At 52.2% G+C, this 15,148-nt stretch carries 16 protein-coding genes; 12 read left to right on the top strand and 4 right to left on the bottom strand.

What is annotated here, in order from left to right; all coding sequences use genetic code 11:
• Positions 1–5: 5 nt before the first annotated feature.
• A complete protein-coding gene (locus H924_RS12685; protein WP_015652358.1) occupies positions 6–1,493 on the top strand; it encodes a DUF1846 domain-containing protein in 1,488 nt (495 codons plus the stop codon).
• A 234-nt stretch (positions 1,494–1,727) separates the two neighbouring features.
• Here H924_RS12685 and H924_RS12680 read toward each other — a convergent pair whose 3' ends face one another.
• Positions 1,728–2,819, bottom strand: a complete 1,092-nt coding sequence (locus H924_RS12680) for an inositol-3-phosphate synthase (RefSeq protein ID WP_015652357.1) — start codon at positions 2,817–2,819, stop codon at positions 1,728–1,730.
• A 242-nt stretch (positions 2,820–3,061) separates the two neighbouring features.
• On the opposite strand from H924_RS12680, the gene trhO reads away from it, so the two are divergent.
• Together trhO and H924_RS12670 are read left to right on the top strand one after the other, a co-directional pair.
• A complete protein-coding gene (gene trhO, locus H924_RS12675; RefSeq protein ID WP_015652356.1) occupies positions 3,062–4,003 on the top strand; it encodes an oxygen-dependent tRNA uridine(34) hydroxylase TrhO in 942 nt (313 codons plus the stop codon).
• 129 nt (positions 4,004–4,132) lie between these two features.
• On the top strand, positions 4,133–4,462 hold the full coding sequence (locus tag H924_RS12670) for an antibiotic biosynthesis monooxygenase family protein (protein ID WP_015652355.1): 330 nt from the start codon (positions 4,133–4,135) through the stop codon (positions 4,460–4,462).
• Positions 4,463–4,505: 43 nt separating this feature from the next.
• Here the strand turns inward: H924_RS12670 and H924_RS12665 are convergent, their stop codons facing one another.
• The 3 genes from H924_RS12665 to H924_RS12655 form a co-directional block, all read right to left on the bottom strand.
• Complete coding sequence (locus H924_RS12665) at positions 4,506–4,994, bottom strand: hypothetical protein (RefSeq protein ID WP_015652354.1); 489 nt, start codon at positions 4,992–4,994, stop codon at positions 4,506–4,508.
• A gap of 65 nt (positions 4,995–5,059) precedes the next feature.
• Complete coding sequence (locus tag H924_RS12660) at positions 5,060–6,001, bottom strand: universal stress protein (protein WP_015652353.1); 942 nt, start codon at positions 5,999–6,001, stop codon at positions 5,060–5,062.
• A 27-nt stretch (positions 6,002–6,028) separates the two neighbouring features.
• A complete protein-coding gene (locus tag H924_RS12655) occupies positions 6,029–6,490 on the bottom strand; it encodes a MarR family winged helix-turn-helix transcriptional regulator (protein ID WP_015652352.1) in 462 nt (153 codons plus the stop codon).
• 144 nt (positions 6,491–6,634) lie between these two features.
• On the opposite strand from H924_RS12655, the gene H924_RS12650 reads away from it, so the two are divergent.
• The 9 genes from H924_RS12650 (at position 6,635) to dnaB (ending at position 14,994) form a co-directional block, all read left to right on the top strand.
• The gene (locus tag H924_RS12650; RefSeq protein ID WP_029703548.1) at positions 6,635–6,997 is read left to right on the top strand and encodes a DUF5318 family protein; all 363 of its coding nucleotides are present in this window, start codon (positions 6,635–6,637) and stop codon (positions 6,995–6,997) included.
• A 91-nt stretch (positions 6,998–7,088) separates the two neighbouring features.
• A complete protein-coding gene (locus H924_RS12645; RefSeq protein WP_015652350.1) occupies positions 7,089–9,284 on the top strand; it encodes a transglycosylase domain-containing protein in 2,196 nt (731 codons plus the stop codon).
• A gap of 76 nt (positions 9,285–9,360) precedes the next feature.
• Positions 9,361–10,818 carry a glycosyltransferase family 87 protein gene (locus tag H924_RS12640; RefSeq protein ID WP_015652349.1) on the top strand — a complete coding sequence of 486 codons (1,458 nt, stop codon included), beginning with the start codon at positions 9,361–9,363 and terminating at the stop codon, positions 10,816–10,818.
• Positions 10,815–11,006 (top strand): hypothetical protein, encoded by a 192-nt coding sequence (locus H924_RS12635; RefSeq protein ID WP_015652348.1) that lies wholly within the window; start codon positions 10,815–10,817, stop codon positions 11,004–11,006. The genes H924_RS12640 and H924_RS12635 overlap by 4 nt, the downstream gene beginning before the upstream one ends.
• 119 nt (positions 11,007–11,125) lie before the next feature.
• A complete protein-coding gene (locus H924_RS14280) occupies positions 11,126–11,293 on the top strand; it encodes a hypothetical protein (RefSeq protein WP_155861968.1) in 168 nt (55 codons plus the stop codon).
• A gap of 125 nt (positions 11,294–11,418) precedes the next feature.
• Positions 11,419–11,706: a 30S ribosomal protein S6 gene (gene rpsF, locus H924_RS12630; RefSeq protein WP_015652347.1), complete on the top strand. Its 288-nt coding sequence runs from the start codon at positions 11,419–11,421 to the stop codon at positions 11,704–11,706.
• 36 nt (positions 11,707–11,742) lie between these two features.
• Positions 11,743–12,354 carry a single-stranded DNA-binding protein gene (locus tag H924_RS12625; protein ID WP_015652346.1) on the top strand — a complete coding sequence of 204 codons (612 nt, stop codon included), beginning with the start codon at positions 11,743–11,745 and terminating at the stop codon, positions 12,352–12,354.
• Positions 12,355–12,407: 53 nt separating this feature from the next.
• Positions 12,408–12,860 (top strand): 50S ribosomal protein L9, encoded by a 453-nt coding sequence (gene rplI, locus H924_RS12620; RefSeq protein ID WP_015652345.1) that lies wholly within the window; start codon positions 12,408–12,410, stop codon positions 12,858–12,860.
• 586 nt (positions 12,861–13,446) lie between these two features.
• The gene (dnaB, locus tag H924_RS12615) at positions 13,447–14,994 is read left to right on the top strand and encodes a replicative DNA helicase (RefSeq protein WP_015652344.1); all 1,548 of its coding nucleotides are present in this window, start codon (positions 13,447–13,449) and stop codon (positions 14,992–14,994) included.
• The last annotated feature ends 154 nt before the right edge of the window (positions 14,995–15,148 follow it).

The following is a 15,148-nucleotide window of genomic DNA, read 5'->3' as shown; positions in this document are numbered from 1 at the left end:
ACGCTATGCGCACCGGATTCGATCGCGACCTTTATATCAAGATGCAGTCAGAGCATATTAATGAAAGACGCGAACAAATTGGCGGCAAGCTTTATCTAGAAATGGGTGGAAAGCTTTTCGACGACATGCATGCCTCCCGCGTGCTGCCTGGGTTTACCCCCGACAATAAAATCGCCATGCTCATGGAACTTAAAGATGAGCTGGAAATCCTCGTGGCCATCAATGCCAAAGATCTTGAGCGCAAGAAAACCCGCGCTGACCTCGACATCTCCTATGAAGAAGATGTCCTGCGCCTCATTGACGTATTCCGTGAGCTGGGCTTTTTGGCAGAACACGTAGTACTCACCCAGCTTGAAGATGACAACTACCAAGCACTTGCCTTTAAACAGCGTTTGGAGCGCCTGGGCATCAAAGTTGCAGTACACCGCGTTATTCCGGGTTACCCCACCGATGCACGCCGCATTGTCAGCGAAGAAGGCTTCGGTCTTAATGAGTATGTAGAAACCAGCCGCAACCTCGTTGTTGTGACCGCGCCGGGCCCTGGTTCTGGAAAGCTCGCTACCTGCCTCAGCCAGATTTATGGCGATCACCAGCGTGGCATCAAGTCTGGCTACGCCAAGTTTGAGACCTTCCCCATCTGGAATCTGCCACTTGAGCACCCCGTCAATCTTGCTTATGAAGCAGCCACCGCGGACCTCGACGACATCAACATCATCGATCCTTTCCACCTCGCTGCCTATGACAAAAAGGCCACCAGCTATAACCGCGATGTGGAAGTATTCCCGCTGCTCAAGACCATGTTGGAGATCCTTGCTGGATCCTCACCTTATAACTCCCCCACTGACATGGGCGTTAATATGGCTGGTTACGCCATCACCGATGACGAGGCCTGCCGTGAGGCCGCCCGCCAAGAAATTGTGCGCCGCTACTTCAAAGCCCTAGTTGATGAGCGCCGCGATGGCCTCGATGACACCATCTCCAGCCGCGTCGCCATTGTTATGAGCAAAGCCGGCTGCACCGTCGACGACCGCCGCGTGGTTGCCAGCGCACTGTCTGTCGAAGAGGCCACCGGCGCGCCGGGTTCAGCCATTGAGCTTCACGACGGACGCCTGGTGACCGGTAAAACCTCTGAACTCCTCGGTTGCTCAGCCGCCATGGTGCTTAATGCACTTAAAGAACTCGCCGGTATTGATCGTTCCGTGGACTTGCTCTCCCCCGAATCCATCGAACCCATTCAATCTCTGAAGACTCAGCACTTAGGCTCCCGCAATCCACGCCTGCACACCGATGAAGTGCTCATCGCACTCTCGGTTTCTGCCGCGAATTCCGAAAATGCCCGACTGGCCCTGCAAGAACTGAAGAATCTGCAGGGCTGTGATGTCCACACCACCACCATTTTGGGATCTGTAGACGAGGCCATCTTCCGCAACCTAGGCGTTTTGGTGACTTCCGAGCCCAAGTATCAGCGCAAGGCGCTCTACCGCAAGCGCTAAGGGCACTAAGGGAAGAGTCCCAATTCACCCCAAAAGGATGCCTTGGAGGTAGTTTTTGGGTGAATTGGGCTCCACATTAGGCCCTGCGCGGTCCGTATTTACGCAAAAATCTGTGCCGGACTCCAGTTTTTGGGTAAATTGGCACGGTTGGTGAATATAACACCTTTCACCCCGGAAAAGTGGGGCACTAGTTGGCTTTCTAAGGCCTTAAACTGCCCCACTTGAGGTTAGAAGTCATTCACCAATAATGAAGGCTTCTAGGTGCTCTCGCGCAATATCATCAGGAAGCTGCTCTGGAGGAGACTTCATTAGATAGGAGCTCGCAGGCAGGATCGGTCCGCCGATGCCTCTATCTAGTGCAATTTTGGCGGCGCGAACGGCGTCGATAATGATGCCGGCGGAGTTAGGTGAATCCCATACCTCGAGCTTGTATTCCAAGTTCAGAGGCACGCCACCAAAAGCGGTGCCCTCGAGGCGAACATAAGCCCACTTGCGGTCATCTAGCCATTGCACATGGTCAGAAGGTCCGATGTGGACGTTTCTATCTGAGATTTTCCCAGCTAGCGGGCCATCGGTGATATTGGAAGTAACGGCCTGAGTTTTGGAGATCTTCTTGGATTCCAAACGGTTGCGGTCCAACATGTTTTTGAAGTCCATATTGCCACCTACATTCAGCTGCATAGTGCGATCAACTCGAACGCCGCGTTCTTCAAAAAGGCGAGCTAGCACGCGGTGGGTAATGGTTGCGCCGACTTGGGATTTGATGTCATCGCCAACGATGGGAAGTCCGGCATCGCTAAACTTCTGGGCCCATTCGGGATCAGAGGCGATAAATACAGGAAGTGCGTTGACAAAGGCACAGCCAGCGTCGATAGCTGCTTGAGCATAAAATTTATCGGCTTCTTCTGAACCAACTGGGAGATAAGACACCAAAACATCTGCTTTTGCGTCGATAAGCGCCTGGGCTACGTCGACTGGCTCGGCGGTGGACTCATCGATCATCGCCCGGTAGTGGTCTCCCAACCCGTCTAGGGTGGGACCTCTGAGGACAGTAACGCCGGTGGTGGGAACGTCGGCGATTTTGATGGTGCAGTTTTGGGAGGCTTCGGTGGCGTCGGCGAGGTCAACGCCTACTTTTTCGGCGTCGACATCAAATGCGGCAACAAATTCAAGATCACCCACGTGGTAATCGCCGAACTTTACGTGCATTAGTCCAGGGACGGTCTCTGCAGGGTCGGCATCGCGGTAAAATTCCACACCTTGGATCAATGACGTAGCGCAGTTACCAACGCCAGCAATAGCAACCCGAATGGTTTTGGAAGACATCTAAAACTCCTCTAAAAGGCATAAAAGACAATATGACGGCAGCGCTACCCTTCGAGCAGCGCCACCCACTGAGCTAGGCTACGTCTTCAAAAATGCCCATTGAGGTGCACAAAGATCATGATCGATTAAGCAAGAGCGGTTGATCGATAAAGCTTCACCCCCAAATGGGGAGCGCGGTGTACTTGGATGGCACTAGATCCCTGTGGTTTTTAGCTGGACACTGTGGGCATTAGAATAAAACCGTGGCTACCGGAAAAATTCTTCTTTATTACGCATTCACCCCTTTGTCTGATCCGAAGGCGGTTCAGCTGTGGCAGCGTACGCTTTGTGAGTCACTCAACCTGCGCGGACGCATCTTGGTTTCGGAACACGGAATCAACGGCACTGTCGGCGGCGATATTGATGATTGCAAGGCATATATCAAGAAAACTCGTGAGCACCCCGGCTTCAGCCGTATGCAATTTAAGTGGTCCGAGGGTAGCGCGGAAGACTTCCCTAAGCTCAGCGTGAAGGTTCGCAAAGAAATTGTGGCCTTTGGAGCTCCTGATGAGGTCAAGGTTGATGAAAACGGCATCGTTGGCGGTGGCGTGCACCTGAAACCACAGCAGGTTAATGAGCTAGTTGAAAAGCGCGGCGATGAGGTTGTGTTCTTTGATGGACGCAATGCCATGGAAGCGCAGATCGGTAAGTTCAAAGACGCCGTAGTTCCGGATGTTGAGACCACCCATGACTTCATCAAGGAAATTGAATCCGGCAAATACGATGACCTCAAAGATAAGCCAGTGGTGACTTATTGCACCGGTGGTATTCGCTGCGAGATCTTGAGCTCCCTGATGATCAACCGCGGTTTCAAAGAGGTCTACCAACTTGATGGCGGCATCGTTCGTTATGGCGAGCAATTTGGCAACCAAGGCCTGTGGGAGGGTTCCCTCTACGTCTTTGACAAGCGCATGCACATGGAGTTCGGCGAGGACTATAAGCGCCTTGGCCACTGCATTCACTGCGATACCCCGACAAACAAGTTCGAGCACTGCATCAATGAAGATGATTGCCGCGAGCTAGTCCTCATGTGCCCTGATTGCTTCGAAAATGTGGAAACCCGGCACTGCAAGCGCGAGCGCTGCGCCGAGATCGCTGCAGATTATGCAGCTCGTGGCGTAGACCCACTAGTAGCAACAAACTAGCGCTTGTCGACGCGCCCCTCCACGGTGGGGCGCATTGCCCCAGGCGGGGCGCCACTTTAAAGCTCCTGAGGCAATTGTCACAGGAGCTTTTAATCATTCTTTATTGTCTGGACGGTACGGTGGCAAAGCATGAGCATCGTAAAAATTAACGCAATTTCTGTTCCCGAAGGCGCTGGCCCTGAGTTGGAAAAGCGCTTTGTCGCCCGCCAGCATGCAGTAGATTCTGCAATTGGTTTTGAAGGTTTCCAATTGCTGCGTCCAGTTGCTGGTGAAGACCGCTATTTTGTGGTCACTCAGTGGGCTGATGAAGCCAGCTATAACGCGTGGCGTGATGCTGAAAAGGCACAGGGCGGCCACGGCCAGGGTGCACACGGTTCTGAGAAGAAGCCTGTTGCCTCCGGCGCCTCACTTTTGGAGTTCGAGGTTGTGCTCGGCTCCGCTGGAAACACCGCAGAATAATCTAAATGACAAAACCCTTAAGCGTGCTTAAGGGTTAATTTTTTTAATGTCCCAAAATGGACAGTGGCAAAACGGATGTTGCCCACAGCATGCTAAAAGGAATCAAAATCCACAGCACGCCCATCCACGCGCGCCAGCGCAGGTAGTTGCGGTATTTGTCATAGAGAATCCAGGCCCCTCCGAGCATGCCACCAAAGGCGATGATGCTGGTGGAAATCGGCCACCAGAGCTCGGCTGAGCGCGAACAAATCCAGGTGGCTGTGCCGGCGTCGCAAAGCGGACCACCCTGCAGGCGCGCTACCCACGCCAAAATATAGGCGGAAATAAAAGTGACGAGGGGAACCGCCAAGCCATAAAGGATGGCTTGTTTTGAGGAATGCTGATTTTTGCGATGTAGCTCGGCTGGATCAGGGAAATCCGCGAGGCTTTCCACATCGGCGGCCATAGGGCGCGGACGGTTGGAATAATCAGCTTCTTCGCTGAGGTCATTTTCCGGGTGTTCAGGATTGAGCGGGCGTGGCTGTTTGGCCATGGAATTTTCCTCCTCTAGAGGCTTTAATACTAGTCTTCTCCCCCGCTGTGGGGTACACACACCGGCTAGGGCCCTGGGTAAATGATGGTGGGCACTGGGGAGTTGCGGATAATCTCCATGGTTTCCGAACCCACAAAAACGCGGGAAAAGGTATCAGTGCGATGGGAGTCGAGGCACAAAAGATCGCCCTTCTTCCACTTCAGGGCTTCGATGGCACCATTCCAGCCCCAACCTGATCCAATTTCACTGCTGACATTCAGTCCTGGATACACATTAAGAACTTCATCGCGGGCACGATCAAGGAGAGCGAGGGTGATTTCGCGCCACTCAGTTGAAAGCTCAGTGGTGAGATCCAGCTTGTCCGACATTGGTGAGTCAGTGAGGCCAGTGGGGGAAAATGACAAAATACGCAGCGGAACTTCCCAAGTATTGGCAAGTTCTGCTGCGTAACTTAATCCCGGACCAAAGTCTTCACTTTCACTGGTGAAAGCATAATTAACTCGGGTGACACCCTTTTTAGAAAGTTTGACTCCCCGTGGCACCAAACCCAGTGGCACAGGTGAAGAGTGCAGGAGTGCATCGGCAGTGGAGCTAGCGAGGAAGCGACCTTTGGGTGCGGTCGCATCGGAGCCCAGCAGAATAAGGTCAGCTTCAAAATCCCTGGCGGCATGGGTAAGCAGTGAGGATTCCGAAGGGCCATCAACAAATACCGATACATTCTCATCCCACTGAGACTTGCTGACGCCGGCATCTTTGAGGCATTTAATGATTTGGTTCCGATAAAAAGAATCCAAATTCTTAAACCACTTTTGGTACTTCCCACCCAATTTACTAATTGAGGAGGAAGGCCAAGGTCTAATGAAGGTGGTAATTCCCCGCACGTTAATTTCCGAGGTGCGTGCTAGCCACGCAGCAAACTCAAATACTGAGTCATTCGGTTTACCCGAATTGCCCCCCGGGGATTCTTCGGGGCGGCAGGATACAAGTACGCGGAGAGGTTCGTTCATCAATTTCCGGAGTCAGGGTTGGGGAACTTAGGAATCGCTTTTAGGCTCTTTCCAGTTACCGTACACCTCAGCTAATTCGGTGATGATATCAACCAGATCTTCGGCACGCTCAAGCTGTGCTGGGCTGAGCATATCCAGTAGCTGAGCCATTTCAGAATCGCGTTCCTTATTAACACGGTCCAATTCGGCGCGACCATGTTCGGTCAGCTGTACCTGAACGCCACGGCGATCCTTGGTGTCACGGATGCGCTCAACCAGATCCAGTTGCTCTAGTTGGTGCAAAGCATTGGAAGCGGTAGGCATACGAATATCTTCAAGTTCAGCAATGCGGCTGATTCGCGAGGGGCCGTTTTCTGCGAGGCGACTCAAGATTGTCAATTGTGGACCGGAAAGGTCGGAGTTTGCAGAACGGCGGAGATAGAGGACATAGAGCTTCGTTAGTGCGGGTCGCACGCGGGAGGCAAGATCCTCTGTTTTTGCGTCAGTCATGGATGCCAGTTTAGCCCGAATACTTGGTAATTTCCGTTCCTGAAGCTATATACAATGAATTCCAATATTTTCACAGGGAAAATACAATTTAAAGGAATATTCCTGGGTCTAGAGCGCGCGCCTGCGGGGGTTACACTAGTACGCGTGGTGCAATATCGAAATGAGATCAGTCACCAGCTCGCGCGCCGGCAGACGATTCGTCAGTTTCGTGCCGGGCTGGTGTCACAAGCATCGATTTGTGATGCAGATTTCCTACTAGTCACTGCAGGTCGTTATCACGGGCAGCCAGCCAGCTATCCGTGTCCGATCTGTGAAAGTGATCAGCTACGCATTGTTTTATGGGTTTATGGAGAGGAAATTGGAAAAGCAGCTGGATCAGCAAGAAGCGAAGAGGAAATCGCATTGCTGGTAGCTAAAGCTCCTCAATGCACTGTCCACACAGTCGAAGTATGCCCTGCTTGTAAATGGAATCACCTACTCAAGGCGGAAACTGCTATGGCCAGCTAATTCCCAGATTCAGGCGAATTACCATAAGCACAGTATTCTTTACAGCAAACACCTCAGATAAGAACCAAATCTGATTGAACGGACACTCCAGTTGACGAATAGCAATAATTCCGCTGCCCCAACAAGCGGTGGCAAACGAAGAGCACAAAGTGCCAAGAAGAGCTTAACCAAGCGAAACGCCTTCCTCGGCGCTATCGCTGCGGTTATCCTCATCCCTGCCCTAGTTTTTATGAGCGCCTACATCATCGTCGATGTTCCCGAGCCTGAGGAACTGGTTTCCCCACAGGTCTCGCAGATCTACGCCTCTGATGGCAGCACTGAGCTCGCGCGCGTTGTCCCACCTGAAGGTAACCGCCAAATGGTCTCTATTGACCAGGTTCCCGAAGTTGTGCGCAATGCTGTGCTCGCTGCCGAGGACCGTGAGTTTTATTCAAACCCCGGATTCTCCATCACCGGTTATGCACGTGCCGCAATCGGCGTGATTACCGGTAACCCTGCTGCTGGCGGTGGCTCCACCATTACCCAGCAGTATGTGAAGAAAGCCGTGGTTGGTGACGAGCGTTCCTTGATCCGTAAGGCTAAGGAATTGGTCTACTCCGCCAAGATGGCAAATGAGTGGTCAAAGGATGAAGTGCTTGAGGCATACCTCAACACTGTTTACTTTGGCCGCAATGCCTATGGTGTCCAGGCAGCTGCCCATGCCTTCTTTGATAAGCCAGTGGACCAGCTGACCGCAGCTGAAGGTGCTGTTTTGGCAGCAAGTATTCAGCGCCCCAGCGAGCTAGATCCATGGACCAACCCAGAAGAGGCTGAGACTCGCTGGAGCTATGTCATGGACGGCATGGCAGAAATCGGAGCCATCACGGCTGAAGAGCGTGCACAGGCTACCTATCCGCAGACCACTGACCCTGCCAACAACCGCGCTTATACCGAGGCAACCGGCACCAATGGTTTGATTAAGAACAATGTCATGGCAGAACTGAGCGAGCTCGGCATCACAGAAGAAGATGTGGAAACTCGTGGCCTGCAGATCACCACGACTATCGACGCAAAGGCACAGCAAGGTGCGGTTGATGCGGTACGCGATCAGCTGGCAACCCTGACTGATAACAACCGTGCTGCTGTAGTGTCCATCGATCCCAATAACGGTGCAGTTCGTGCCTATTACGGTGGCGAGGACGCAGCTGGCTGGGATTATGCCAATGCACCAATTCAGACTGGCTCTACCTTTAAGATCTTCGGTCTAGCCGCTGCGCTGCAGCAGGGTATTCCAACCTCTCAGATCTATAGCTCTGAGCCAGTAACCACCGGTGACATCACTGTTTACAATGCCAACGACGCTACCTGTGGTGCTTGTTCCATCAAGGAAGCACTGAAGAAGTCCTATAACACCAGCTTTATCCGCTTGCAGCAGGATCTGGAAAATGGTCCACAGGATACTGCTGATATGGCACATGCACTGGGTATTGCTGAATCTTTGCCAAGCATCCCAGAGACCCTGACCGAAAATGGTGAGACTCCTTATGAGGGCATCATCTTGGGCCAGTACGAATCCCGTCCTTTGGATATGGCTTCTGCAATGGCCACCATCGCAAATGAAGGTGTTTGGCATTCCCCACACTTTGTCTCCAAGGTGGAAACCCGCAGTGGCGAAGTGCTCTATGAGTTTGAAGATGGCGAGGGTGAGCGCCGTGTCTCTGAGAAGGTTGCTTTGAACCTCATTGATGCGATGGCCCCAATTGCGGCTAGTGCTAATAACAATGGGCTTGCCGATGGCCAGGTATCTGCTGCAAAGACTGGTACCACTCAGCTTGGTGATACCGGCAACAACAAGGACGCCTGGATGGTTGGCGCTTCCCCACAGCTAGCTACCGCAGTGTGGGTTGGTACCGCTGATAACACTGCACTCTATAACCAGTGGGGTGGCCTCATGTACGGCTCCAACACCCCAGCCTCCATCTGGAAGGCCACCATGGATAATGCCCTGGAAACCTCTCCTTTGGAATCTTGGCCAGCAGCACCGGCCTTGGGATATGGCAATCCTCCAGCAGCTGATTATGTATGGAGCCCAACCCCATACACCAGTGATTCTTATGGAGACACCGGCACCGTTCAGGACACCGTGCCTAGCGTTGATGCTGCAGTACCTGCTACCTCAGCAGTACAGCCAGTAACTCCCGCAGCACCGGCTGCCCCTGCTGCAGAGCAGCCAGCTGATACTGGTGGTGGCGCGGTGGAGATTCTCCCCGGCATTACCATTCCGGGCGAGTTGATCGGAGCGGGTTAAACTAGCACTGAGCTATCCGCGCTAAGGGGCTCGCGAAGTCGAATAAACGGACCGCCGAATGTAATGAGGAAGCCATATGCCGCTGCACAAACAGGTAAATAATCGAGTCTCCCCGGGAGCTACCGAACCTGTGGCACATGATTTCATCAACGCAATCGGCGGTCCTTTTGGTCGTTTTGCGCAAGTTGGAAGCCAGCGTTTTTGGACTCCCCTGCGCGTTTTAATCTTTACATCTTTGCTGTTTCTTGCCGGTGGGTTCTTAACAAAAGCCAATTGCATTCAGGGCTCGCGCAGTCCGGAAGGCGTAATTTCCCTCAATTGGTCGGGAAACCGGCAATACACTTCCGCCTGTTATAACGACATCGTTCCGCTATACGCCGGCCGCGGGCTGGATATGCCTGGCTTCCCCTATGCCTTTTCTTGGCAGGAGGGTGATCTCACCAGGTATATGGAATACCCGGTTCTGGGCGGTATTTTTCAGTGGATTTGCGCGATTATTACTCGCTTTATCTATCCCATTATTGATGCCCTGCCTTTTCATTCCCTCCCCGAAGCTGGCCTCTATTTCATTGTGACAGCTCTGGCTTTGAGCTTCTTCTGGGTGTTGGTCATTCGCATGGTGGCAGAGCTAACTGGCAATCGAGTCTGGGATACGGTGCTGGTTGCAGCCTCTCCCCTTGTTGCGGTTCATGCTTTTACCAACTGGGATATCCCTTCCATCACCGCCGTGGTTGCTGCGATGTTGGCTGTAAAACGGGGCAATTTTATGTGGGCCGGTGTGCTCATCGGGCTTGGCACTGCCTTCAAACTGTGGCCACTATATCTTTTGGGTGCGTATTTAGTGCTGTCCGTGCGCACCGGAAAACTGCCCAATTTCCTCAAAATGCTTGCTGCTGCGGTGGTGAGCTGGGTAGTAGTTAATGCGCCTGTGATGCTGATGTATCCGAACGCCTGGAATGAATTCCTCCGGCTTAACCGCGAAAGAGGCGCGGAGTGGACTACCATTTATCAGGTTATTGACCGCAACATTCCGCTGTCTTTTAATGACCCAGCAACCCTTAATGTCATCAGTTTTGCCCTCTTTGGACTCTCCTGCTTGGCAATCGCGATTTTTGGATTGCGAGTGCAGCGTCAACCTCGAGTGGCAGAATTAGCTTTCCTCATTGTTGCTGCATTCTTGCTTTTTAATAAGGTGTGGAGCCCGCAATACTCTTTGTGGCTGGTGCCACTGGCCGTGTTAGCACTGCCTCGTTGGAAGCTTTTGCTGACGTGGATGGTGGTAGACGCCATGGTGTGGCCGATTTTGATGTGGCATATGCTGGGTGCAGAGAACATGGGAATTCCCCATGAAATGCTCGATCTAATTGTGCTGCTGCGTGATGGTTTTATCGTGGCCATGGTGGTGTTGGTTATTCGACAGATGTGCGGCTTGGCCGCCGATCCAGTTGTGGATGCTCATCAGGGTCTTGATCCTTTGCTGCCAAACCCTCAGCGCGCAGCCGGCGTCGAAAAGCAAAAAAGGGAAGTTAATTGAGCAATACAGTTTTGCTGATCACGATGACCAGCGTGTTTATCGGATTCCTCTTTTTCGGAGGCGCTTTCGCAAGCTTCATGTATAAAAAATCAAATGTCCAAATTTGGGCGCTATTTAGCGTAGCGATTGTGCTCATCACCATTATTCCTGTGATCATCGCCGTTTTTTGGGCCTCAAACCCCACCTAAAACCGCTTTTCGACGAAAAACCGCGCCGTTTCCTAAAAGTTGGGAACTATGCTGTGGCCGCGTGCGTTAATGAAAATAGGACCACCATCACAGTGACCACGGCGAAAGGTAGATGCCTGGTGAAAAAGGCAAAGAGCTCTACGTCAATTGCAGGGATTCTGGCTGTATCTGCGCTGACCCTCGCAAGTATGTCAACTACCGGTGTGCGCGCTGCAGATCAAGAACTTTCCAGCGCCCCCGATTCCCCACCCGGAATTCATGCCGGCGCCTCGGTTGAAAAATCCTAAAAATTAGGAATCGACATTTCCGCGCGTTTGGTGTACCTTTAAAAGGTTGCTGACGCAACGACCCTCCTGCTACGTCAAAAGGCGTGGCCGAAACAATTACTAGACCATAGGAGGTGATGAGGTCCGTGCGTCAATACGAACTCATGATCATTCTCGATCCTTCTCAGGATGAGCGCACTGTTGCCCCGTCCCTGGATAAATTCCTCGAGGTTGTCCGCAAGGACAAGGGTGACGTTGTGAAGGTTGATGTCTGGGGCAAGCGCCGTTTGGCTTACCCAATCAACAAGAAGGAAGAGGGCGTTTACGCCGTCGTCGATCTCAAGTGCGAGTCTGCAACCGTGCTCGAGCTCGATCGTGTCCTGAACCTGAACGACGGTGTCCTACGCACCAAGGTTCTACGACTCGACAAGTAAAGAACTTTTCAGCTCTAGAGAGGTAGTTGAAGGAATATGGCAATCGGAGATACCAACATAACCGTTGTCGGCAACATCGTTGCTGACCCGGAATTGCGTTTCACCCCTTCGGGTGCAGCAGTGGCAAACTTCCGCATTGCTTCAACTCCCCGCACGTTCAATCGTCAAACCAATCAGTGGGAAGATGGCGAAGCCCTTTTCCTCACCGTGAACGTTTGGCGTCAGGCTGCAGAAAACGTCGCAGAATCCCTGTCAAAGGGTATGCGCGTTATCGTCACCGGTCGCCTCAAACAGCGCTCCTATGAAACCCGCGAGGGTGAGAAGCGCAGTGTCTTCGAGGTCGAAGCTGATGAAGTCGGTCCATCCTTGTCCTTTGCTAAGGCAGAGGTCACGCGCACTCCTCGGAGTGGTGGAAACGGCGGAAACTTCGGTGGCGGATCCAATAACCAAGGTGGCGGCTTCGGCGGCAATCAGCAGCGGAACCAGGGTGACTTTGGTGGAAACCAGAATCAATCCCAGGGCAACAACTTCAACCAAGGTGGATTTGGCGGAGGTAGCCCACAGGCTGCACCAGATAATGATCCTTGGAACTCTGCACCACCAGCCGGTAGCGGCTTTAATGGCGCAGATGATGAGCCTCCGTTCTAAACTTTTCTTTCCTAAAATTCACATACACTCATAAACCACGAAAGGCAGGGATCATGAAGCTGATCCTCACCGCCGCCGTAGAAAACCTCGGTGTCGCTGGCGACATCGTAGAGGTTAAAGACGGCTACGGACGTAACCTGCTGCTCCCCCGTGGCCTGGCCATCGTAGCCACCCCGGGTGCTGAGAAGCAGATCGAGGGCATCAAACGTGCCCAAGAGGCTCGCGCAATCCGCGACCTCGACCATGCTCGCGAAGTAAAGGCTCAGCTCGAGGCACTTGAGGGTGTCTCCGTTGCAGTCCGCACCTCTGAGAGCGGAAAGCTATTCGGCTCCGTTAAGACTGACGACATTGTCGCTGCAGTCAAGGCAGCTGGCGGCCCGAACCTGGATAAGCGTGCCATTGTTCTCCCGAAGAACCTGGTTAAGACCACCGGTAAGTACCAGGTAGAAGCAAAAATCACCGAGGGCATCGTCTCCCGCGTGAAGTTTGAGGTCGTCGCAGCGTAACGACAACACGCGCGCGACGGCGGTGACTTAGAACAATTTCTAAGCCACCCAACGACAACAGCATTCTTCAACCCCACTCCAAACAGCAGGAGTGGGGTTGAAGTATTTCTTGGGTCTTTTGGCCTGTTGGATAAGTTGCAAAACTGCTATCCCCCGTCTGTGGATAACTCCAGTCTCCTGTGGATAGTTAACCTAGAGTTTGCTCGATGCAAAAGGCCTGCGTAGCGGTACAAAGCGAGTTTCCGACCCACTAAAACGCCTGGTGAGAATAGTTATCCACCGAGTTGATAAATCTATCCACAGCCCGAATCGCCGTCCTGACCAGTATGTATGCAATTATTCTGTGGTGTTTGGGGAAAGTTATCCACAAGTTATCCACAGGCATATGGGTCAATTGTGAGCAACGTGGAAAAACTGGGGATAATTGGGGATAAAACTACTGTTGTTAACCAAAGAAACTGTGGATAGTTTTCTCAATTCGGCCGGGTTGTGAGTGAGATCATTGGAGAATTACTTCTCCCCTGCTGTTTTATCTTTCCCCGGTTTTAGCTACTAGAGTGAGTGTGAATGATGATTGGGGATTTAAATGTCTGCTGATGTACCAGCCGCAAGTTTTGATGATGCCTTTGTGCCCCCGCCAGAGCCCGGCGACTCTTTTTCTGATGAGGCACATGAATCTTCTTTTCCCACTCCTGCCTTTGAGGATTTTTCCCCTCCACAAGGTAACTCTGGCTCGGATTTTGGTGCCAAGAAGTTTGAGTCTGGATCCCGCAAAGGAAAAGGGCGCAGTGATGGAGCTCGCGAATATCGCGATTTTCGCTCCCCTCCCTATGACAATGACGCGGAAATGGGCGTTTTGGGCGCCATGCTCCTTAGTCCCAATACGGTCATTGACATCTTGGATGTGCTCACCCCAGAGGACTTTTATAAGCCTTCCCACCAGCTAATTTTCCAGGCGATTATTGATCTTTTTAGCGATAACAAAGACATTGACCCGGTTATTGTCTCTGGTCGCTTGGATCGCACAAATGACCTGGAGCGAGTTGGTGGCGGTGCGTATCTTTATACGCTCATCCAATCTGTACCTACTGCAGCAAATGCTCGCTACTATGCGGAGATTGTCTCTGAAAAGGCAGTGCTACGCCGCCTAGTAGATGCCGGTACTCGTGTGGTGCAATTGGGCTATGAAGGCGATGATGGCGCGGAGATTGACGCCGTTATTGACCGCGCACAACAAGAGGTTTTTGCGGTTTCTCAAAAGAATCAAAGCGAGGATTATGCAGTCCTGGCAGATATTTTGGGCGATACCATGGAAGAGCTGGAGCAGCTAAGCACCGATGGTGGTCTAGCAACAGGTATTCCAACAGGATTTAAAGACCTTGATGATCTCACCAACGGTCTGCGCGGTGGTCAGATGATTATCGTGGCTGCGCGACCTGGTGTGGGTAAGTCAACTATCGCTTTGGACTTCATGCGATCTGCTTCCATTAAGCACAATATGGCTTCTGTGATTTTCTCCTTGGAAATGTCCAAGTCAGAAATTGTGATGCGTTTGCTCTCTGCAGAAACCGAAATCCGCCTTTCCGATATGCGCGGTGGCAAAATGGATGAGGCTGCGTGGGAAAAGATGGTGCAAAAGCTAGACAAAGTAGCCAAGGCTCCATTGTTTATTGATGATTCCGCCAACTTGACCATGATGGAAATTCGGTCCAAGGCTCGTAAACTCAAGCAAAAACACGACCTGAAAATGATCGTGGTGGATTATCTCCAGTTGATGAGCTCCGGTAAGCGTGTGGAATCCCGCCAGCAGGAAGTTTCAGAGTTCTCCCGTCAGCTCAAGTTGCTGGCCAAGGAACTCGATGTGCCGCTTATTGCAATTTCGCAGCTTAACCGTGGTCCGGAGTCGCGTACCGATAAGCGTCCGCAATTGGCTGACCTTCGTGAATCGGGTTCCTTGGAGCAGGATGCGGATATCGTAATGCTGCTTTATCGTCCAGATTCCCAGGATAAAGATGATGAGCGTGCCGGCGAGGCCGATATCATCTTGGCAAAGCACCGTGGTGGTCCCATTGACACCGTCCAGGTGGCCCACCAGCTGCACTATTCCCGATTTGTGGATATGGCTCGCGGCTAAGCCACAAGAGGTGGCAAAAGGCGGGGCACAGTTTCCTAAAACTGTGCCCCGCCTTTTGCTTTTTAGATACACCTTGGCAGTTAAAGATATAGCTTCACCTGCGAAGGCGGACTATCTCTAAGTGATTCATTGACTTAACGATATGTAAAGATAT

It is taken from the genome of Corynebacterium callunae DSM 20147 (genome assembly GCF_000344785.1).
GTDB lineage: Bacteria > Actinomycetota > Actinomycetes > Mycobacteriales > Mycobacteriaceae > Corynebacterium > Corynebacterium callunae.
This window is presented reverse-complemented; position numbering and strand designations above follow the sequence as displayed.

Coding starts and splice junctions, on each gene's coding strand:
- H924_RS12665 (WP_015652354.1), bottom strand. CDS start 4,994: ATGGCCAAACAGCCACGCCCGCTCAATCCTGAACACCCGGAAAATGAC.
- H924_RS12655 (WP_015652352.1), bottom strand. CDS start 6,490: ATGACTGACGCAAAAACAGAGGATCTTGCCTCCCGCGTGCGACCCGCA.
- H924_RS12680 (WP_015652357.1), bottom strand. CDS start 2,819: ATGTCTTCCAAAACCATTCGGGTTGCTATTGCTGGCGTTGGTAACTGC.
- H924_RS12640 (WP_015652349.1), top strand. CDS start 9,361: ATGCCGCTGCACAAACAGGTAAATAATCGAGTCTCCCCGGGAGCTACC.
- rplI (WP_015652345.1), top strand. CDS start 12,408: ATGAAGCTGATCCTCACCGCCGCCGTAGAAAACCTCGGTGTCGCTGGC.
- H924_RS12670 (WP_015652355.1), top strand. CDS start 4,133: ATGAGCATCGTAAAAATTAACGCAATTTCTGTTCCCGAAGGCGCTGGC.
- H924_RS12685 (WP_015652358.1), top strand. CDS start 6: ATGCGCACCGGATTCGATCGCGACCTTTATATCAAGATGCAGTCAGAG.
- H924_RS12625 (WP_015652346.1), top strand. CDS start 11,743: ATGGCAATCGGAGATACCAACATAACCGTTGTCGGCAACATCGTTGCT.
- H924_RS12660 (WP_015652353.1), bottom strand. CDS start 6,001: ATGAACGAACCTCTCCGCGTACTTGTATCCTGCCGCCCCGAAGAATCC.
- dnaB (WP_015652344.1), top strand. CDS start 13,447: ATGTCTGCTGATGTACCAGCCGCAAGTTTTGATGATGCCTTTGTGCCC.